Raw genomic sequence first — 17,394 nt, 5'->3', positions numbered from 1 at the left:
CTGTAAAACGTCATAATGAATTTCATTATGTGTTCACTCGTGAGACTTGATATTTTTTTGCGTCCGGAGACGCTGATATCAATCCTGCGAGTGCCCACACAGATTGTCTGATAAATTGTTAAAGAGCGTTGCGAGCAGCGGGTTAACCGCCTGTCGCGGGGTGGCGTATATTACGCTTTCCTCCTTCAGAGTCAAACACTTTTTTCAGCGCTTTCATCCGGCGGGATGAATTTCTTCACTCCCTGCTGAGCCGCCCGCGTTGCCGCTTTGCCGTCTCAGTGGTGGCGCATTATAGGGAGTTATTCAGAGGTGACAAGTGCAAATTTCAACTTTTTTGCCGTTCGATTGAAATTTGCACAAAACGACCGTTTTTAGGCCTTTTTAATGCGTGAAGGTAGTTCTGCCAGACTATTAATTACCCAATCCGCCGCGGCTTCACCTTCTGCCGTTACCGGCTTACCGCTACGTACCAACACTTTTGTACCAACACCTGCCGCTTGTGCCGCCTGCATATCTTCTATTTTGTCACCTACCATATAAGAAGAAGCCATATCGATATCCAGATGCTGCTGCGCCGAAAGCAACATGCCTGGCTGCGGCTTACGGCAATCACACTGCTGGCGATATTCTTCTACTGTTGCATCGGGTAAATGTGGGCAGAAATAGATGCCATCCAGATCAACATCCCGATCGGCCAGTGACCAGTCCATCCATTCGGTGAGCTGCATAAACTGATCTTCGGTAAACATCCCCCGCGCAATGCCCGACTGATTGGTCACCAGCACCAGCGCATAGCCCATCTTCTTCAGCGCCTGTAGCGCTTCGATGGTGCCATCAATAAATTCGAAATTATCGATTTCATGAACATAGCCGTGATCGACATTCAAGGTGCCATCACGATCCAGAAAAATAGCCGGGACTTTGTTCGCCACGTAGAAACTCCTGCTGAAAAGGTGTCGCTAAGTATCGCATGATTGCGTATAGCGAGAGAATGGCAGATTGAATGACTTCGATTGATTTAGCCGTCTGGATGCCTTAACATCCATTCAAATTTCGCGCAGCACTGCTGAGCGAAGCCCGATACACCACGGACCATGCAACACGATAATAAATAACCTAATGATTAAACTCGAAAATATCACCAAAGTGTTCCAGCAAGGTTCACGCAGCATTCAGGCACTGTCGAACGTCAGCCTGCATGTGCCTGCTGGACAGATTTATGGCGTCATCGGTTCATCCGGTGCCGGTAAAAGTACATTGATTCGCTGCGTCAATCTGCTCGAACGCCCAACATCCGGTCGCGTACTGGTTGATGGCCAGGAGTTGACAACCCTCTCTTCAGGCCAATTAACACTGGCACGCCGCCAGATTGGCATGATCTTCCAGCACTTTAACTTGATGAACTCGCGCACGGTGTCCGGCAACGTGGCGCTGCCACTGGAATTAGGCAACCTCTCTCGCGAGCAGATTAAAAAGCGCGTAACCGAGTTACTTGAATTGGTGGGTTTATCCGACAAGCATGATAGCTGGCCGGCGAATCTCTCTGGCGGACAAAAGCAGCGTGTAGCGATTGCGCGCGCGCTGGCAAGTAATCCGAAGGTGCTGCTGTGTGATGAAGCCACCAGCGCGCTGGATCCGGCCACAACGCGTTCCATTCTGGAGTTGCTGAAAGACATCAACCGCCGTCTCGGTATTACCATTCTATTGATCACCCACGAAATGGATGTGGTGAAACGCATCTGCGATCAGGTTGCGGTAATCAGCAATGGTGAGCTGATCGAGAAAGATAGCGTAAGCGAAGTGTTCTCCCATCCAAAAACACCGCTGGCGCAGCAGTTCATCCAATCCACGCTGCATCTGGATATCCCGGACGACTATCAGCAGCGCATGGCGCCACAGGCCTCCGCCGAAAGCGTGCCCCTGCTGCGTCTGGAGTTCACCGGTAAGTCAGTCGATGCTCCGCTGCTGTCTGAGGCGGCACGTCGCTTTAACGTGAATAACAATATTATTAGCGCGCAGATGGATTACGCCGGCGGCGTGAAGTTCGGCATCATGTTAGCCGAAATGGATGGCAGTGAAACAGATACCCAAGCCGCAATTGCCTGGCTGAAAGAAAATCATGTGAAAGTAGAGGTGCTAGGTTATGTCTGAAGCGATGATGTGGTTACTGACGCGTGGCGTCTGGGAAACGCTGATGATGACCTTTGTCTCCGGTTTCTTTGGTTTTGTCCTCGGTCTGCCGGTAGGCGTGCTGCTGTATGTTACGCGCCCGGGTCAGATTCTGGCTAACAATGCGCTCTATCGCGTGCTGTCAGCGCTGGTGAATATCTTCCGTTCGATTCCATTCATTATCTTATTGGTGTGGATGATTCCCTTCACTCGCGCCATCGTCGGCACGTCCATTGGTTTGCAAGCCGCCATCGTGCCGCTGACTGTTGGGGCCGCGCCATTTATTGCACGTATGGTTGAGAACGCACTGCTCGAGCTGCCAACCGGTTTGATCGAGGCCTCCCGCGCCATGGGCGCCACCCCGCTGCAGATTGTGCGTAAAGTCCTGCTGCCAGAAGCCCTGCCGGGTCTGGTGAATGCCGCTACAATTACTCTGATTACGCTGGTCGGCTACTCTGCCATGGGCGGAGCAGTTGGCGCGGGCGGTTTGGGCCAGATTGGCTACCAGTATGGTTACATCGGCTATAACGCCACCGTGATGAATACCGTGCTGATCCTGCTGGTTGTTCTGGTGTATTTAATCCAATTCTGTGGCGACCGCATCGTGCGTGCTGTGTCCCATAAGTAAGCAAGCAACATCAATAGTCCTCTATTAAGGAAGGGATATGTCTTTTACATTTAAAAAGATTGCCGCTGTGGGTGCTCTGATTGGCGCAATTGCGCTGGCAGGATGCGATCAAAAAGCAAAAGATCCAAACCACATTAAAGTGGGTGTGATCGTGGGTGCTGAGCAGCAGGTTGCGGAAACTGCGGTGAAAGTTGCCAAAGAAAAATATGGCCTCGATGTTGAGCTGGTCACCTTTAACGATTACGTGCTGCCTAACGAAGCGCTGAGCAAAGGTGATATCGACGTTAACGCCTTCCAGCACAAGCCGTATCTCGATCAGCAAATTAAAGATCGTGGTTACAAGCTGGCTATCGTAGCGAACACCTTCGTTTACCCAATCGCGGGCTACTCGAAGAAAATCAAATCACTGGATGAACTGCAGAACGGTGCACAGGTCGCTATCCCGAACGATCCCACTAACCTGGGTCGTTCATTGCTGCTGCTGCAGAAAGTGGGCCTGATCAAATTGAAAGACGGCGTGGGTCTGCTGCCTACCTCGCTGGATATCGTCGGGAACCCGAAAAACCTGAAGATTGTTGAGCTGGAAGCGCCGCAACTGCCACGTTCCCTGGACGATCAGCAAATCGCGTTGGCGGTGATCAACACCACTTACGCTAGCCAGATTGGCCTGACGCCAGCGAAAGATGGCATCTTCGTGGAAGACAAAGATTCACCGTATGTGAACCTGATCGTTAGCCGTGAAGATAACAAAGACGCTGAGAACGTGAAGAAATTTGTTCAAGCCTACCAATCAGACGAAGTGTCTGAAGCGGCCAACAAGATCTTCAACGGCGGTGCAGTGAAAGGCTGGTAATTTTTACCTTTCATGCCATGCAGGGCGGCTTCGGCCGCCCTTTCTTTTGCCATAAATTGCACCTGACTTGTTATTTATTGTCGTCCTTGTTTCAATAACGCCACTTTTTATTACTTGAGGATGTTGCCATGCGTTTTTTACCGCTCTGCTTGTTGGCATTGATGCTAACCGGGTGCGTGCGTGAATATCACCCGATAAGCAGTGCTCCTTCTCGTCCGCAGCAGGCATCCAGCGAGCCAGAACGCAAACCGACACCACGTCCTGCGCCGGTGAAGATTTACACCGATGCGACCGATTTGGTCAGCAATCCGTTCCGCGATTTAGGCGAAGTCTCCGCTGAAGATTGCCAAAACAGCAGCCAGGATTCACCGCCGAATATCAACACCGCGCGTAAACGCTTGCAGATCAGAGCGGCCGGCATGAAAGCCAATGCGGTATTGCTGCATAAGTGCGAAATTGTCACCAGCACGCCGGGATGTTATCGCCAGGCCATTTGCCAGGGCTCCGCCCTGAAAGTCTCCAATCAATGAGTGAGTTTGCCTTCGCGCAAATCGGCGTGATTCGCTCACCGTGGAAAGAGAAATTTGCCGTCCCGCGCCAGCCCGGTCTGGTGCAGGATGGTGGCGGCGAGTTGCATCTGTTGCCGCCCTACAATCAACCGGAAGCGGTACGCGGTCTCGAAGACTTTAGCCATCTGTGGGTACTGTTCGTCTTTCACCAAACGATGGAGGGTGGCTGGCGTCCAACGGTGCGTCCACCGCGCCTCGGTGGCAATGCGCGTATGGGAGTGTTCGCCACACGGTCGACCTTCCGTCCCAATCCCATCGGCATGTCGCTGGTTGAGTTAAAAGGTATTCGCTGCGAGAAGCAGCAAGTGATCTTGCAGCTCGGCAGCCTTGATTTAGTCGATGGTACGCCGGTGGTGGATATCAAACCCTATCTGCCGTTTGCCGAGGCGTTACCGGATGCGCGTGCCGGCTTTGCGCAAGCCGCTCCGGATGCCACTATGCCGGTACGCTTTTCGCCACTGGCGCAGAGCCAGCTTCAACAGCAGCAGAAAACCTATCCCCAGCTGGCGCGGTTTATCACCGACGTGCTGGCGCAGGATCCGCGCCCAGCATATCGTAAAGGTGAGACGCAGGATCGCGAATATGCCGCGTGGCTACTCGACTTTAATGTGCGCTGGCGCATTGATGACGCGGGAACCGAAGTGATCGCCCTCGATCCACGCTAAAACTCGCTTTTGAGTGATTGATCTCGCTGGTACACTAGCCGCCAGAAAAATTTTGTCAGTTTCCTTCCGTATAACTGGAATCGTAATCAATGCGTACTACTCAATATCTGCTCTCCACTCTGAAGGAGACACCTTCCGATGCAGAAGTGATCAGCCACCAGCTGATGCTGCGCGCCGGCATGATCCGCAAACTGGCTTCGGGTCTCTATACCTGGTTGCCGACCGGTATTCGCGTGCTGCGAAAAGTTGAAAACATCGTGCGTGAAGAGATGAACAACGCCGGCGCGATTGAGATCTCCATGCCGGTGGTTCAGCCTGCCGATTTGTGGGAAGAGAGTGGCCGTTGGGAGCAGTACGGCCCGGAACTGCTGCGCATTAAAGATCGTCATGAGCGTCCATTCGTGTTGGGTCCAACCCACGAAGAAGTGGTGACCGATTTGATCCGCAACGAGCTGAGCTCTTACAAGCAGCTGCCGCTCAACCTGTATCAGATCCAAACCAAATTCCGCGATGAAGTACGCCCGCGTTTTGGTGTGATGCGTTCACGCGAGTTCATCATGAAAGATGCTTACTCGTTCCATACCACGCAGGAGTCGCTGCAGGAAACTTACGACGCGATGTACCGCGCCTACAGCCAAAGCTTCAGCCGCATGGGGCTGGATTTCCGTGCCGTACAGGCCGATACCGGTTCTATCGGTGGCAGCGCCTCACACGAGTTCCAGGTATTGGCGCTGAGCGGTGAAGATGACGTGATCTTCTCCAGCGAATCGGATTACGCGGCCAACATTGAAAAAGCTGAAGCCTTAGCGCCGGCTGGTGAACGTCCACAGGCCACACAGGCGATGACGCAGTTCGATACGCCGAACGCGAAAACCATTGCTGAATTGGTTGAACAACATCAGTTGCCGATCGAGAAAACCGTCAAGACGCTGTTCGTCAAAGCCACCGAAGAGAGCGGCCACACGCTGGTTGCCCTGCTGCTGCGCGGCGATCATCAGCTGAACGAAATCAAAGCCGAAAAGCTGGATATCGTGGCTGAACCGCTGGAGATGGCAAGCGAAGAAGAGATTCGCGCATTGTTAGGCGCAGGCCCAGGTTCACTCGGTCCGGTTGGTTTGACTCTGCCAGTGATCGCCGATCGTACCGTGGCGAAAACCAGCGACTTCTGTGCGGGCGCGAACATCGATGGTAAGCATTTGAGCGGCATCAACTGGGGACGCGATCTACCAGAACCGCGCGTGGAAGATATCCGTAACGTGGTCGAAGGTGATCCAAGCCCGGACGGTAAAGGCACGCTGCAGATTAAACGCGGTATTGAAGTTGGCCACATCTTCCAGCTGGGTACCAAGTACTCCGAAGCGATGAAAGCGGCGGTACAGGGCGAAGATGGCCGTAACCAGGTGATGACTATGGGTTGCTACGGCATCGGTATCACGCGCGTGGTGGCGGCAGCGATTGAGCAGAACAACGATGAGCGCGGCATCATCTGGCCTGCGGCGCTGGCGCCGTTCGAAGTCGCCATTTTGCCAATGAACATGCATAAATCTTTCCGTGTACAACAGCTGGCAGAAGAGCTGTACAACACGCTGCGTGCTAAAGGCATCGACGTAATTCTGGACGATCGCAAAGAGCGTCCAGGCGTGATGTTCGCGGATATGGAGCTGATTGGCGTGCCGCACACCATCGTGATTGGCGATCGTAATCTCGATAACCAAGAGATTGAGTACAAGGCGCGTACCGCCAGCGAGAAGCAGATGATCAAGCAGCACGACATCGTCGACTTCCTGGCGAAAGCCCTCAACAAGTAACACTGAAACGCCTCCGACTGGAGGCGTTTTTTATTGCACTTTCCCGCGCATCGCTTTTACGTTACTGCGCCTTGTTTTGCCTTCCAGCCGCCTCACTTTAGAACCGTGCGTCGGTTTCGTCGCGCGCCGGACTTTTTCCACCGTAGTTAACTCCTGAATCAGATTGATCAACCGCTGCACGGCCGCTTCACGATTCATTTCCTGGCTACGGTGCTCCTGTGCTTTGATGATCACCACACCTTCCGCAGTGATCAAATGATGGCTCGCCGCCAGCAGTCGCTCCTTATAAAACGGCGGCAGCGACGATGCGTTGATATCAAACCGCAGGTGAATGGCCGTAGAGGTTTTATTCACGTGTTGGCCGCCCGCACCTTGCGCACGGATGGCACTAAGCTCTACTTCATTATCGGCCAGTGAAACCGAACGAGACAGTACAATCATCTGTCACCTGCCGTTTGGTTCGACGTTGTGTCGCGTAATAACCTGTTCATCAACTTAACCTTTTGTGCGCACGCTGAGTGCATGAGACCAGCGCGAAATGTCACTTTTGCTCTTTTCCATGCATCAAACCCGTGACGACCGGGCTGATTTCCATGAATTTCCTGTGATATAGTCGCCTATCATCCAGAGTATCAAGCTCTGCTGAGGAGGTGTATGTGCAAAAGTATTGTGAGTTAGTTCGCCAGAAGTATGCCGAAATTGGTAGCGGCGACCTTGGGTATGTGCCAGACGCCATAGGTTGTGCGTTGAAGGCTCTCAACGATATTGCCGCTGATTCTGCGCTAAACTCTTCTCTCAGGGAACAAGCAGCGTATGCCGCTGCAAACTTATTGGTGAGCGACTATGTTGATGATACGATAAAATAGAAACAACTTAAACCAGCATAGCCCTCCTTAAAATGATAAGAAAATCATATTGTTACTGCCGTGTGTCCTCAGCTAAGCAAAGCGAAGCCAATCGCCTCGGCATGTCTCGCCAGCAAAAGCTAATTCTTGCCTATATTCAGAATTACGATGATAAAGACAAATTAGGGTACTCATTGGATGAAAATAATTTCCAATGGATGCTTCAACCCGGACAAAGTAGCTTCCATGGTTACAACCTAGAAAAAGGCGAACTTGCAGACTTTATTAAGGAAGCCTCTGAAGGTAGGCATAAAAACTCATGTTTGATAATTGAGAATATAGACCGATTCTCCCGAGCTACTCCAGCTAAGAGTACATTTACTTTTCTTGGTTTAGTTATGGCGGGTGTACACATACACGAAGCTGAAACTAAAACGGTTTTCACAGACACTCTTAATATTGAAGAATTATCTTCAAGTCTTACCCGTGCTAACCGCGAAAGTGTTCGTAAAAAAGTACTATCTGATGCTAACTGGAAAATTCGCTTTGAAGATGCAATAGCAGGTAATGCCGTATTAACAAAGAGAGTACCGCAATGGATGGATGTTAAAGATAATAAGTATGTACTTAATGAAAAGACATATCTGATAAACTACATCTTTGATAGATTTTGTGAAGGTATTGGTTCTACAAGTATTGCAAGAGAGCTCAACGCTAAGAACATGCTAATGGGTGATGGTCTTTGGTATCCCGGCAATGTTAACAGATTACTTTCAGACATTCGTGTCAAGGGTTGGGTTGTATCATCTAATAAAGATCGCGAGGATATTAGAATCTATCCTCAAATTATCAGTGATGTACAATTCGACAAAGTGCAAGATATTAAGAAATCAAAACAGCCAATACTAAAACACAAGCCTAAGCCGGGTTTTAATAATCTACTTAACGGTATTAGTACATGTAGTTTATGTGGTTCTTCAATGGCAGTAGTAAAAAGCAGGGTCAAAGGAAAAGAGTATCTAAGATACTTTTGTGCAAACAGAAAGACCACGCAAGAATGCAAAGCCACTTCTATTAGATATGACTTGGTGGAACATATTGTTTCAGAGCACATCTTAAATTTTGATTGGGGTAAATTCTTTAATAAGAACAATCAAGATAATGCTTTAGAGGAACTAAGAGCCAAGTTAGTCGAAGATACTAACTATAGAAATGAAGTTTCACAAATGATAGATGCATCTTCACGACCACCAATTCATTTTCTAAAAGCATTAGCAAACGTCCAAAAGAGTATTGATGATATCACTTCACGAATGGCATCAATTGAAAATACACCAGTTATTGTAGATGCATCAAATTTTGACATAACAAATGATGAAGATAGAATAAAATACAATTTAATGCTAAAGAAGATTGTATCTAAAATTGACCTGGTACGACACGATACAATCACTAAAATTACATTCTCGTACTTTAGTAGTAATATAGAGCACGTGATATTGTTAGATAGTATGACTGGTAATATTCTTTCAAACATAACCAAGTACAGCCAAGGAGAAGATGATATCTATCTCTCTCCCGTTATGAATATAACTTACAATACAACAACAAGTGAATGCAATATTGAAGGATTATACTTTTCTCAGGACTTAGCCTTAATGCTTAATTTTATGGAAATGATAAATGCTCAGTCACACTTAATTGATTGCGTTCGATTAGAACTCGGAAAAATTAATTTATTTTACCCCCCCCCTTAACAGAAACATGGTCAAGCAAAAACTAAAGATAATCAAAAAGGAATGTTACGTGAAAAAGAACATGCTATTCTTTCTAATATTGGCGGTATCACGTTTAGCTTATGCAGATCCAAAAAACGTAATCGATCACGAATCGTGTGAAAAACTAACCACTTCAAGTGATAATGATTTTTTTGTAGATTATAATAATTATGCAAAATGTGATGAAGCCGACTCTGGAAGCGAAGAAGCCAAACTTAAATATGATAAAATCATTGCTGATAGATATCCTTGGTTAACAACAGAAAGAATACATAAAGCTGCTAAAGTAAATGAATTCAAAGCAAAGCAGCTTATGGGAAATTCTTACTTCGTCCTTGAATCAAAATTCAAGCGTGTTTCTACAAACTCACAAAACACACTTATCTTTGAGGTTTATAATGGAGGTGGAAATAAGTACATATATGATTCAATTTATGTACCAATAGATGAGTATACAGGCCAACTAAATCAATATCCGATTTGGTATACAATACTTAAAGAAGCAAATAAAAAATTACCCGACTTAGAAGATGGTGATAAAGTTACTTTTGTATGCAATAAAAATAATTGGCGTGTAACATCGCCCTATTCAGAGAGTTTTTATAGCTGCGTTTTCTTTGGATAATCATAATAATAGCAAATAATTTTAATATCATTTATAATCACAAAGGATTTTATAAAAATGAAACCACCCGTAATGAATTTAAGCGTTGGAATAACTGGATTCCAAAGTTTTTCTAAAAGCAGTAGTGGTGACGGTTCGAAATACGAAATAACTATAGCTGGATCAGCAAGGGCACATAAAATCCCCAAAGTCATCGTCTTCTGTGAAGATGAATTCGCAGAATTAATGATAGGGTATGCTTTGCAACATATTAATTTAAACATTGGAGCGTTCAAAATAATTCAATGTGGTGTCTGGAGAAATATTCTAAAGACCTTGACTGGGTTTCTAATTTATGAGAATGAATTGATTGAATCTGGAAATGAAAAGGCCCTTAAGGCTGTTGGTATTATTGATGGCGACATTTCTAATCATGAACTCAACCAAAATATTGAAAAAACTTATCATGGAAAATTTCCACCTCAAGATTTGAAATATATACAAGAGACTATATCTCAACATTTAGTAGGGTTCAACCTAGCTAAAAAAATTACTGATTTGCCAGAAAACTCTACTGGAACACCAGAATTCAATTTTAAAAGCATGATTGATGAAATCACTGATGAAATGGTTGATAATCATCATCAAGAAGAAATCTCTAAACGCGAAGATTGGTTGTTGAACTTGAAAGATGAATCGCATAGAGCTGGAATTCAAATTGAAATAAATGATCATAAAACTAAAATAAAAGAAACTAAAGAGATCATTTCCATTTCAAGATCTATCGAAAGCACTATGCTTCCAACCAATGAAAATAAAAAATTTGATTACCATAATTTCCTGGGCATTTTTCAAGAGAAAATATTGGATAAGAATTTTAAAGAATATAATTACACAAGATATGCTGATCTTGTGCTCTACCGAATCATCTCAACTTACAACAAAAAAAATTGGGAAGAATACATATCCCCTGTAATTAATTTACTGCGTTACGCTTATAATGAACAAACAAAAAGATTCAATCACCATTCCTTCAATAACCAACGCCTAGATTAACAAGGTTTTGTATTCAACTACCACTAATCAAGATTATTAGTACTTTCCACACATCAGCAAGTGGGATAGTGGGAAGTACTACACCGAAACAAACCCCTAGAATGGGGATCACAATGTAGTTCCAAGCAACTATGAATGTGAGTACGTAGCCAAGTGCTTGACGCCATGTAAAGCCCTTACATGTGTCTTCAAGTGTGATTTTATTCTGTTGTTCAGAGTTCTTAGCCTCAAACTCATCCTTGCTTTCCTGCTCCTTAGTGAAGTACCCAAATGCGTTCTTCACCAGTTCAAGGATCGTCCCTAATCCAAACATGCCCCTACTCCTTCAATTGCACTATAAATAAAACCACATACACCCCTTTAATGAAGATGCGTTTACGGCGGATAACACGACATGGATATTCATCATCTAAGTACTTCCATGTGGCAAACTGCCCTTCTTTCAATTCTGGTTCTGCACCATCTTTAAAAGCAACGTTCATAACCATTCCTGCAAGGGAATTGATATGTACTTTCCCCGTAAAAAATTCAGGTGCCATCTGTGCAAAATGGTACTGCAAGGAATTCATCAACGGCTGTACGCCCCCTAATGCAATATCTTGCGTTTCTTCCTGTGTATAATGTTCTTCCATTAATTAATCCTTCTGGTAAATGTGTAGGTTCCGCTTACGTCACTAAGAATTAGTTTTGCCCCGTCCTCTGCCTTCTGGAAGAAATCAAAAACCATACTGCGGCGTTTCTTCTCACGTACAGCAACTACACGTTGGTCTCGTTTCTTTTTCTTCTTAGTTGTATCGATTAAGTACTTCTTGCCCTTCTCTTCAACTACTACAAGTTTCTTACTTCCAATACCTGCCTTGAGTCCCGTAATGTTCCCCTGTTTGTTTAACTTCGCAGATTGAGTAGGGATCATCTTGTCGAATACTTCATTCATATCTGTCAGTACTGTACGTAGATAAGCAGCCTGATCACCTCGTACTATGATCTGGTTAGTACGACTGCCATTACTTTTAATAATGAAGTTGAAGAACAACGCACGACTGGTAAACGGTACGGGGCCACCTGCAATATCCTTATTGAGTTCTTTCTGTAGCTGTGCCGTGAGTGTCCTCATACGCTTACTGATTTCACTCTGCACATTGATAATGATTGCCCGGCCCTGATTGTTTAACCAGGTACTTACAGCCTGTGGGCTATTACCCCTAACCCAGCCACTCATCGCAAATCACCGATTACACGTTGAAGTACTCGAAACTGTTCACCGTTATCTTTCTTCATACGTGTCTTAACCATGATTGCCTTGTTCAAGCATCGCCAGTCAGTACCCAATACGGCGATAAGTGCAGTTTCAAGTACCGCCGCTTCCTGAAGGCTCTTGAAGCACCATAGGATTTGCTTGCGGTGATCCATACCCTGCGAAATGTATTCCTTTACCGTCTTGGAACTACTGTCGTAAGTGATCCAATTGCTCTCACTACTGTTATCACGTACCTCGCAATGGTTCTTAATGCCCTTCCATACCTGCTTAACACCTATGTAGTACTCACCTGTATCTGAGAACTGTATGAGGTACACGAATGCGGCATAGTCCATTACATCTGAAGTACTGAATTCATCGGGGTAAAACATCGTCCATTTATTCATGGCTCACCCCTTCAGTACTGCACTGATCATTGCATCAACGCGATTTGGTGTTTGACGATACCACTTGCTGTTCTTAACCTCTGCGATAGCGGTTGAGTAGTTCTGCATACGCAATGCGTACAGGAACTTCTTAAATTGATTGGTCTTAGTGATCCCTAGCTGGAACACCATCAGTACCATGAAGTCATTCCATGCACTTTCATGAGATAATCCCAACTTCATTTGGTCTACTTCAACACGTGCGACACCAACATCATTAAGTAGTAACTGGTTAGCCTGTGCTTCTGTGATTCCCTCAGAGAAGTTTTCACCTTCTTTTACTAAGTGACCGTACCCAATGGTTGAATAACCAAGTAAGTCTTTATAAACGCGAAACTTACCATTTTTATAATACCCCTTAGCCATTTGATACACTTTAGTACCCTCATAGACCTTGAGTTGTTCGATTAAATCCATTACTTACATCCTTGTATTATTTTTCTCCAGTATTTATTACGGACATGAAAAAAGGGCCAGTTACGGCCCTTTAGTGGTTCTTTCTTCCAGTAGTGTTAGTACTCGTACTAAATCCATCTGAATCTGTTCGATTTTATTACTCAACTTCTGTATTTCACTCACATCACGTTCAAGTGTTTCAATCTGAGTTTCTGCTACTGTGACACGTGATTCAAGATCGTAAAATCTAGATTCGTTCCTGTCATAATCTTCTTTTCTATCTCTATAGATTGTGTATAACCAAACGATAATAGGGATCAGTACAGATCCTAATAGCCATTCCATCTTATTACCTTATTATTATTTTAGTACTAATAGTATTTATTAATAACCAGTAAAGTACGCCAATGGAATCTTTAGCCCTTGTGATTGTACTGTTGCACTATATGCTCTTTGGTTCTTCACTATGTAACGACATTGAATAGCTGAACCCGTCCAGTAAAGTACTAATCCCGATAAACCTACTACTGTACCGTCATCTGAGATATTTCCCGGACATGCGTTCTGTAGAAACCACGGCTGAAAGCTGAGTGATTTACTGTACGTGTTGTTCTGCAAATCATACCCTGCTGGAATGTCGATGAATTCCAGTACTCGGGGTACTGATGCTGCACTTACTGCCGACCAGATTAGAGTACCGGATGCATTGAACACATCGAGATACCCACTACTAACACCATTACTTTGAGAACTGATCATCATCTGCCCACTGTTAGGCATGAACTGATCAGCACCTGCAAATGCTGCCTTACCTGCATTCAATCTAACCCAACGTGCCGAGGGGTTTGGATAGAAATTCTGCGGCAAATACCCAAACGAGTATGCATCTACGAAGGGGTTAGTGATTTGGTAGTACCCCTGATCCGTAAGAGTACCCAAGGTACTTAGACTACTGATCATTGCGGGCTTGTAAGTACCATCGATGGTTAGCTTACCTGCACTGTTATAGGCTTCAAATCCTGCCATTACTCGTACCTCCAGATATCAAAGGTAATCGTCCTGGTAGGTGGAACCTGATTAGGTGCAAAGGTAATGATGTAACCGCCATCATAACAACGTACTACATATTCCTGAAATGTGTACCCTACTTGCGGATACACTATCCAGCCGCTTGCAGTCATACCATTGTAAGCAATATTCCACTGGTATGTACCGCCTAGAGTCTGCGATTGACTACCCACATAACGCATATTGTAATCTTGAAGATCGACTATTAAATTGCCGGATGCATTCCAGCACTGTAAACCTTGAGCCATATTAAAATAATCCCATTCTTACGCGTAGGACGTTGTTAGCGTCATACACTAATATCTGAGTATTATTTATGACTAATCGACCATTACCGTTACCATTGATATAGAAAGTACCAGACTTATTAATCTGCCAACCTGATTGGTTTGCACTGTAGTTATCACTCTGAATAGTAGTAGCGATTTCAGCAGATCCGATACTAGCTTTTTGAATCTTGGATGCATTAACTGAAAGGTTAGCTATTTTAGAATTGGATACACTTAAGTCCTGAATCTGTGCTGTACCGATCGCAGCATTCTGTATGACAGCGTTATTAAGCCAAGTTGTACCATTCTGAACTACGAATGGGTAAACCTTAGTACTATCACCAGCCGTTGCAGAACTAATCAAACTGAATCTATCAGCAATGATAGTGAATACCGATTCCTGTGTTTCGCCATCCACCTTAATACCAATACCCGAAACATAACCTTTGTCATTTACAGATAAGAAGTAAGAAGTACCGGATTCATCCTGAACAATCTGTGTTACTACTTCATTGAACTCTGAACTGCCAATGATACCATCCACTACATCATTATTCAGTTGGCTAAACGGTATTGATGTTTGTTGTAGGAAAGGAATCATTTGGGTATAGATAATCCCATCCATACCGAATACATCATATTGGCCTGCTCGGATATAGAACTGACCATCTGGTACTGTTACCCATTCGGTATACCACTTATCAGTAGTGAAGTACTGAACGCCGCTAGAGAAGTCTTCTGAGCTACTAATCTGAAATAAGATCCCGGCATAGTCTTCTGGTCTGTTCGTATCATCCCAGGTAAACACAATCTGCCCAATCGCCGAACGTGCTACCAGATTTGGTAGTAGTGGTGCCTGTGGATTGTTCACCGCTAACTGTACTTCTGGTGAGTAAGTACCGGATGTTGCACCCCATGCCACTATACCAATCTTCACATTACGCCCGATGTTGTCACTCTTGTTCATCGCGAGCGTGTACGTAAAGTGGTTGTCTTGCGTGTAGTACGACTTCTGAGCTACACCGCTACTGTTATAGATAATGATCTGATAGCGAGTGAAGTACGTAGACCACGGCTTACCGTTAACGCTTAGAGACGCCTGTGAATCCCACGTGAACATGAAATCAGTACTGTTAGTACTTGTCAGTGAATCCTGAGCGTTGCTTAGGCGTAATCCCGTGATTCCCGGTAAGGTAAATTCAAAATCTGGCTTAACGCCGGTAATGGTTAGCTTGCTAGAAATAAAGCCTAGATTGTTGAATGCAGCAACTGCAAAATCATAGTTCTGCCTTGCTTCGAGTGAGTACAGTTCATAGCTGGTTACGTACTGGCTTGTCTGCCCTGCAAACGTCCAAGTTGTTGCACCCGTAAGCCTGTAATAGACATAGTACCCACGTAAGTACGCATCAAATGAAGCATCCCAATCTACAAGTACTACCTGACCATTCGCTACTGTGCCGCCTACTTTAGTTACCTGAAGGTTCGTAGGTGGAATCACGTTCACTACAGTACTGATACTGCCATCAACAGACCAAACGCCCGGATCAACGCCTTGATAGATTTCGTTATGGTACTCAACACATCTGAGCTGCACTAAACCGATTGAATCTTGAGTAGTTAGTATATCTTTGCTGAGTACTCGATAGAGCTTGTTAACCATTCCGTTTTCCTGGAAGTTAACAGTGACAATATCCCATACCTTCAAATCCCAGCCATCGTATGTAGAGAAGCTGATTTGATTCTGTGAGTACTTCAATTTCAGTAGGTCAACGTTAACCATAGCCGCTACTGCGTCTTTATCGTATGACCATGTATAATCGCGAGCTACGGTAATGATCTGACCATCACTTGCAATCACATCATCCTGACTGATATCAGAAGGGATACGTACAATATCGTCTGAATAACTATTGGCTACGTTCTTCCAGGTTGCATCAATGGTATTTGCATAATCACTCATACCTGAAGTAGTTACTTTAAAATCACCATAGATATTCGATTCATCAAAGGTAGCAATTGAAGTACCTTGTACATCAACTGTTAGGTAAAGCTTACCTGCATGAATATAAAGAATACCACCGAACGTTTGTAGAATTTGTTCAATATTTGATTTGTATGTCTGTGAGTAATCAATAGCACCATTACTGTAGTACTCAAAGTTTTCACAGTATTGTGCGGCACTTCTGAAGCTAGCGAGATCAATAAGGTTAACGTCTAGTCCCATACCAAAATCTGTATTGGTGATTAAGTCATAAATCTGTGACGGGCCATTACTTGCACAACGTAATTGCATATCAACCAAATCACGGATGATACGGCCCTTTGCTTCACAAGTTAGTACGTAGTTGTCATTGATTAGTAGTGAATCCTCAAGGCTATCCTGAGTCTTCTTAATTACCGTATAGATCTGTACTACACCGTTACCGTGGAATGTTGAGTTATTCCAGTTTGCACCAGCGTATTGAGCAGCTAGTACTTTAGGTTGAGTGTATGTCTCTTTTCCAAAGTATACTTCCAGTTGTAGATAATCGCGGTACTTTGATGCAATTACTGAAGGATTTACTACACCTTCAGTCGTAATTGAACTTGCTAATACTGGTTCATCATCAATATAGATTTGGCTAATTACGTTAGTGATTTCACCCATTGCAATAGCATGGCTAGTGAATAGATATTGTGAATCACCATTGAGCACATTGAACCAGTTCACGATTGAACCAGTTTTAATATAACAACCATTGTTCAAATTCGGCTTATCACCACCGTACAAGATTGGCATACCTGAAGTTGGTGATGTTTGTCGTGATAGTGTTGTTGCTGAATCACTAGTAGCTTGTAAACCTAACTGGCTTAACATGCTTGTTGCTACATAACTGGCTACACCTGCGGCTGCCCCGTATGCGGCTGCCGCTCCTAGTGAAGCACCTCCCGTATAGGCTGCTGCAAATACTGCTACTGCTGTAATCAATGCACCAAGTATTCCATTACTTCCTGATCCCATTC

20 protein-coding genes are annotated in these 17,394 nt (G+C 44.9%); 10 read left to right on the top strand and 10 right to left on the bottom strand.

Features of this window, described 5'->3' with window-relative positions:
* Nucleotides 1-371: 371 nt before the first annotated feature.
* A complete protein-coding gene (gmhB, locus tag AC790_RS09050) occupies nt 372-932 on the bottom strand; it encodes a D-glycero-beta-D-manno-heptose 1,7-bisphosphate 7-phosphatase (RefSeq protein WP_007893969.1) in 561 nt (186 codons plus the stop codon).
* A gap of 187 nt (nt 933-1,119) precedes the next feature.
* Between gmhB and metN the strand changes: the two genes are divergently transcribed.
* From metN to proS, 6 genes are all read left to right on the top strand, one after another.
* Nucleotides 1,120-2,151, top strand: coding sequence for a methionine ABC transporter ATP-binding protein MetN (gene metN, locus AC790_RS09045; RefSeq protein ID WP_007893965.1), 1,032 nt, complete (start codon nt 1,120-1,122; stop codon nt 2,149-2,151).
* Complete coding sequence (locus AC790_RS09040; RefSeq protein WP_007893963.1) at nt 2,144-2,797, top strand: methionine ABC transporter permease MetI; 654 nt, start codon at nt 2,144-2,146, stop codon at nt 2,795-2,797. Before metN ends, AC790_RS09040 begins: the two co-directional genes overlap by 8 nt.
* Nucleotides 2,798-2,834: 37 nt before the next feature.
* Entirely contained in the window at nt 2,835-3,650 is an 816-nt protein-coding gene (locus AC790_RS09035) for a MetQ/NlpA family lipoprotein (RefSeq protein WP_007893960.1), read from the top strand.
* Nucleotides 3,651-3,778: 128 nt separating this feature from the next.
* Nucleotides 3,779-4,180: an Rcs stress response system protein RcsF gene (rcsF, locus tag AC790_RS09030; protein WP_049851543.1), complete on the top strand. Its 402-nt coding sequence runs from the start codon at nt 3,779-3,781 to the stop codon at nt 4,178-4,180.
* Nucleotides 4,177-4,884: a tRNA (N6-threonylcarbamoyladenosine(37)-N6)-methyltransferase TrmO gene (tsaA, locus tag AC790_RS09025; RefSeq protein WP_007893955.1), complete on the top strand. Its 708-nt coding sequence runs from the start codon at nt 4,177-4,179 to the stop codon at nt 4,882-4,884. Before rcsF ends, tsaA begins: the two co-directional genes overlap by 4 nt.
* Before the next feature lie 89 nt (nt 4,885-4,973).
* Nucleotides 4,974-6,692 (top strand): proline--tRNA ligase, encoded by a 1,719-nt coding sequence (gene proS, locus AC790_RS09020; protein ID WP_007893952.1) that lies wholly within the window; start codon nt 4,974-4,976, stop codon nt 6,690-6,692.
* A gap of 30 nt (nt 6,693-6,722) precedes the next feature.
* On the opposite strand, the gene arfB is transcribed toward proS, so the two are convergent.
* Entirely contained in the window at nt 6,723-7,133 is a 411-nt protein-coding gene (gene arfB, locus AC790_RS09015) for an alternative ribosome rescue aminoacyl-tRNA hydrolase ArfB (protein WP_007893949.1), read from the bottom strand.
* 215 nt (nt 7,134-7,348) lie between these two features.
* Here arfB and AC790_RS09010 point away from each other — a divergent pair, with 215 nt between their 5' ends.
* From AC790_RS09010 to AC790_RS08995, 4 genes are all read left to right on the top strand, one after another.
* Nucleotides 7,349-7,558 carry a YaeP family protein gene (locus tag AC790_RS09010; protein ID WP_049851542.1) on the top strand — a complete coding sequence of 70 codons (210 nt, stop codon included), beginning with the start codon at nt 7,349-7,351 and terminating at the stop codon, nt 7,556-7,558.
* Nucleotides 7,559-7,620: 62 nt separating this feature from the next.
* Nucleotides 7,621-9,294, top strand: a complete 1,674-nt coding sequence (locus AC790_RS09005) for a recombinase family protein (protein WP_072093410.1) — start codon at nt 7,621-7,623, stop codon at nt 9,292-9,294.
* 49 nt (nt 9,295-9,343) lie between these two features.
* Complete coding sequence (locus AC790_RS09000; protein WP_152929122.1) at nt 9,344-9,940, top strand: hypothetical protein; 597 nt, start codon at nt 9,344-9,346, stop codon at nt 9,938-9,940.
* Nucleotides 9,941-9,997: 57 nt separating this feature from the next.
* Nucleotides 9,998-10,975 (top strand): hypothetical protein, encoded by a 978-nt coding sequence (locus AC790_RS08995; protein WP_049851539.1) that lies wholly within the window; start codon nt 9,998-10,000, stop codon nt 10,973-10,975.
* 13 nt (nt 10,976-10,988) lie between these two features.
* On the opposite strand, the gene AC790_RS08990 is transcribed toward AC790_RS08995, so the two are convergent.
* The 8 genes from AC790_RS08990 to AC790_RS08950 all read right to left on the bottom strand — a co-directional run bounded on the left by AC790_RS08990 (nt 10,989) and on the right by AC790_RS08950 (nt 17,392).
* Complete coding sequence (locus tag AC790_RS08990; RefSeq protein WP_049851538.1) at nt 10,989-11,288, bottom strand: hypothetical protein; 300 nt, start codon at nt 11,286-11,288, stop codon at nt 10,989-10,991.
* Nucleotides 11,289-11,292: 4 nt separating this feature from the next.
* Nucleotides 11,293-11,607: a hypothetical protein gene (locus tag AC790_RS08985; protein WP_049851537.1), complete on the bottom strand. Its 315-nt coding sequence runs from the start codon at nt 11,605-11,607 to the stop codon at nt 11,293-11,295.
* Complete coding sequence (locus tag AC790_RS25055; protein ID WP_049851536.1) at nt 11,607-12,194, bottom strand: hypothetical protein; 588 nt, start codon at nt 12,192-12,194, stop codon at nt 11,607-11,609. The genes AC790_RS08985 and AC790_RS25055 overlap by 1 nt, the downstream gene beginning before the upstream one ends.
* On the bottom strand, nt 12,191-12,619 hold the full coding sequence (locus AC790_RS08975; RefSeq protein ID WP_072093409.1) for a hypothetical protein: 429 nt from the start codon (nt 12,617-12,619) through the stop codon (nt 12,191-12,193). Before AC790_RS08975 ends, AC790_RS25055 begins: the two co-directional genes overlap by 4 nt.
* 3 nt (nt 12,620-12,622) lie before the next feature.
* The gene (locus tag AC790_RS08970) at nt 12,623-13,075 is read right to left on the bottom strand and encodes a glycoside hydrolase family protein (RefSeq protein WP_049851535.1); all 453 of its coding nucleotides are present in this window, start codon (nt 13,073-13,075) and stop codon (nt 12,623-12,625) included.
* Nucleotides 13,076-13,135: 60 nt separating this feature from the next.
* Nucleotides 13,136-13,399 carry a hypothetical protein gene (locus tag AC790_RS08965; protein WP_049851534.1) on the bottom strand — a complete coding sequence of 88 codons (264 nt, stop codon included), beginning with the start codon at nt 13,397-13,399 and terminating at the stop codon, nt 13,136-13,138.
* Between the two features lie 39 nt (nt 13,400-13,438).
* On the bottom strand, nt 13,439-14,080 hold the full coding sequence (locus AC790_RS08960; RefSeq protein WP_049851533.1) for a hypothetical protein: 642 nt from the start codon (nt 14,078-14,080) through the stop codon (nt 13,439-13,441).
* A gap of 291 nt (nt 14,081-14,371) precedes the next feature.
* A complete protein-coding gene (locus AC790_RS08950; protein WP_072093408.1) occupies nt 14,372-17,392 on the bottom strand; it encodes a fibronectin type III domain-containing protein in 3,021 nt (1,006 codons plus the stop codon).
* Nucleotides 17,393-17,394: the final 2 nt, after the last annotated feature.

Source organism: Pantoea sp. RIT-PI-b (genome assembly GCF_001187905.1).
Classification (GTDB): Bacteria; Pseudomonadota; Gammaproteobacteria; order Enterobacterales; family Enterobacteriaceae; genus Pantoea; species Pantoea nemavictus.
This window is presented reverse-complemented; position numbering and strand designations above follow the sequence as displayed.

What these genes read in the sequence shown, in the direction of transcription:
- metN (WP_007893965.1), top strand. Translation starts at nt 1,120, where the DNA reads ATGATTAAACTCGAAAATATCACCAAAGTGTTCCAGCAAGGTTCACGC.
- AC790_RS09040 (WP_007893963.1), top strand. Translation starts at nt 2,144, where the DNA reads ATGTCTGAAGCGATGATGTGGTTACTGACGCGTGGCGTCTGGGAAACG.
- AC790_RS09035 (WP_007893960.1), top strand. Translation starts at nt 2,835, where the DNA reads ATGTCTTTTACATTTAAAAAGATTGCCGCTGTGGGTGCTCTGATTGGC.
- rcsF (WP_049851543.1), top strand. Translation starts at nt 3,779, where the DNA reads ATGCGTTTTTTACCGCTCTGCTTGTTGGCATTGATGCTAACCGGGTGC.
- tsaA (WP_007893955.1), top strand. Translation starts at nt 4,177, where the DNA reads ATGAGTGAGTTTGCCTTCGCGCAAATCGGCGTGATTCGCTCACCGTGG.
- proS (WP_007893952.1), top strand. Translation starts at nt 4,974, where the DNA reads ATGCGTACTACTCAATATCTGCTCTCCACTCTGAAGGAGACACCTTCC.
- arfB (WP_007893949.1), bottom strand. Translation starts at nt 7,133, where the DNA reads ATGATTGTACTGTCTCGTTCGGTTTCACTGGCCGATAATGAAGTAGAG.
- AC790_RS08995 (WP_049851539.1), top strand. Translation starts at nt 9,998, where the DNA reads ATGAAACCACCCGTAATGAATTTAAGCGTTGGAATAACTGGATTCCAA.
- AC790_RS08990 (WP_049851538.1), bottom strand. Translation starts at nt 11,288, where the DNA reads ATGTTTGGATTAGGGACGATCCTTGAACTGGTGAAGAACGCATTTGGG.
- AC790_RS08985 (WP_049851537.1), bottom strand. Translation starts at nt 11,607, where the DNA reads ATGGAAGAACATTATACACAGGAAGAAACGCAAGATATTGCATTAGGG.
- AC790_RS25055 (WP_049851536.1), bottom strand. Translation starts at nt 12,194, where the DNA reads ATGAGTGGCTGGGTTAGGGGTAATAGCCCACAGGCTGTAAGTACCTGG.
- AC790_RS08975 (WP_072093409.1), bottom strand. Translation starts at nt 12,619, where the DNA reads ATGAATAAATGGACGATGTTTTACCCCGATGAATTCAGTACTTCAGAT.
- AC790_RS08970 (WP_049851535.1), bottom strand. Translation starts at nt 13,075, where the DNA reads ATGGATTTAATCGAACAACTCAAGGTCTATGAGGGTACTAAAGTGTAT.
- AC790_RS08965 (WP_049851534.1), bottom strand. Translation starts at nt 13,399, where the DNA reads ATGGAATGGCTATTAGGATCTGTACTGATCCCTATTATCGTTTGGTTA.
- AC790_RS08960 (WP_049851533.1), bottom strand. Translation starts at nt 14,080, where the DNA reads ATGGCAGGATTTGAAGCCTATAACAGTGCAGGTAAGCTAACCATCGAT.
- AC790_RS08950 (WP_072093408.1), bottom strand. Translation starts at nt 17,392, where the DNA reads ATGGGATCAGGAAGTAATGGAATACTTGGTGCATTGATTACAGCAGTA.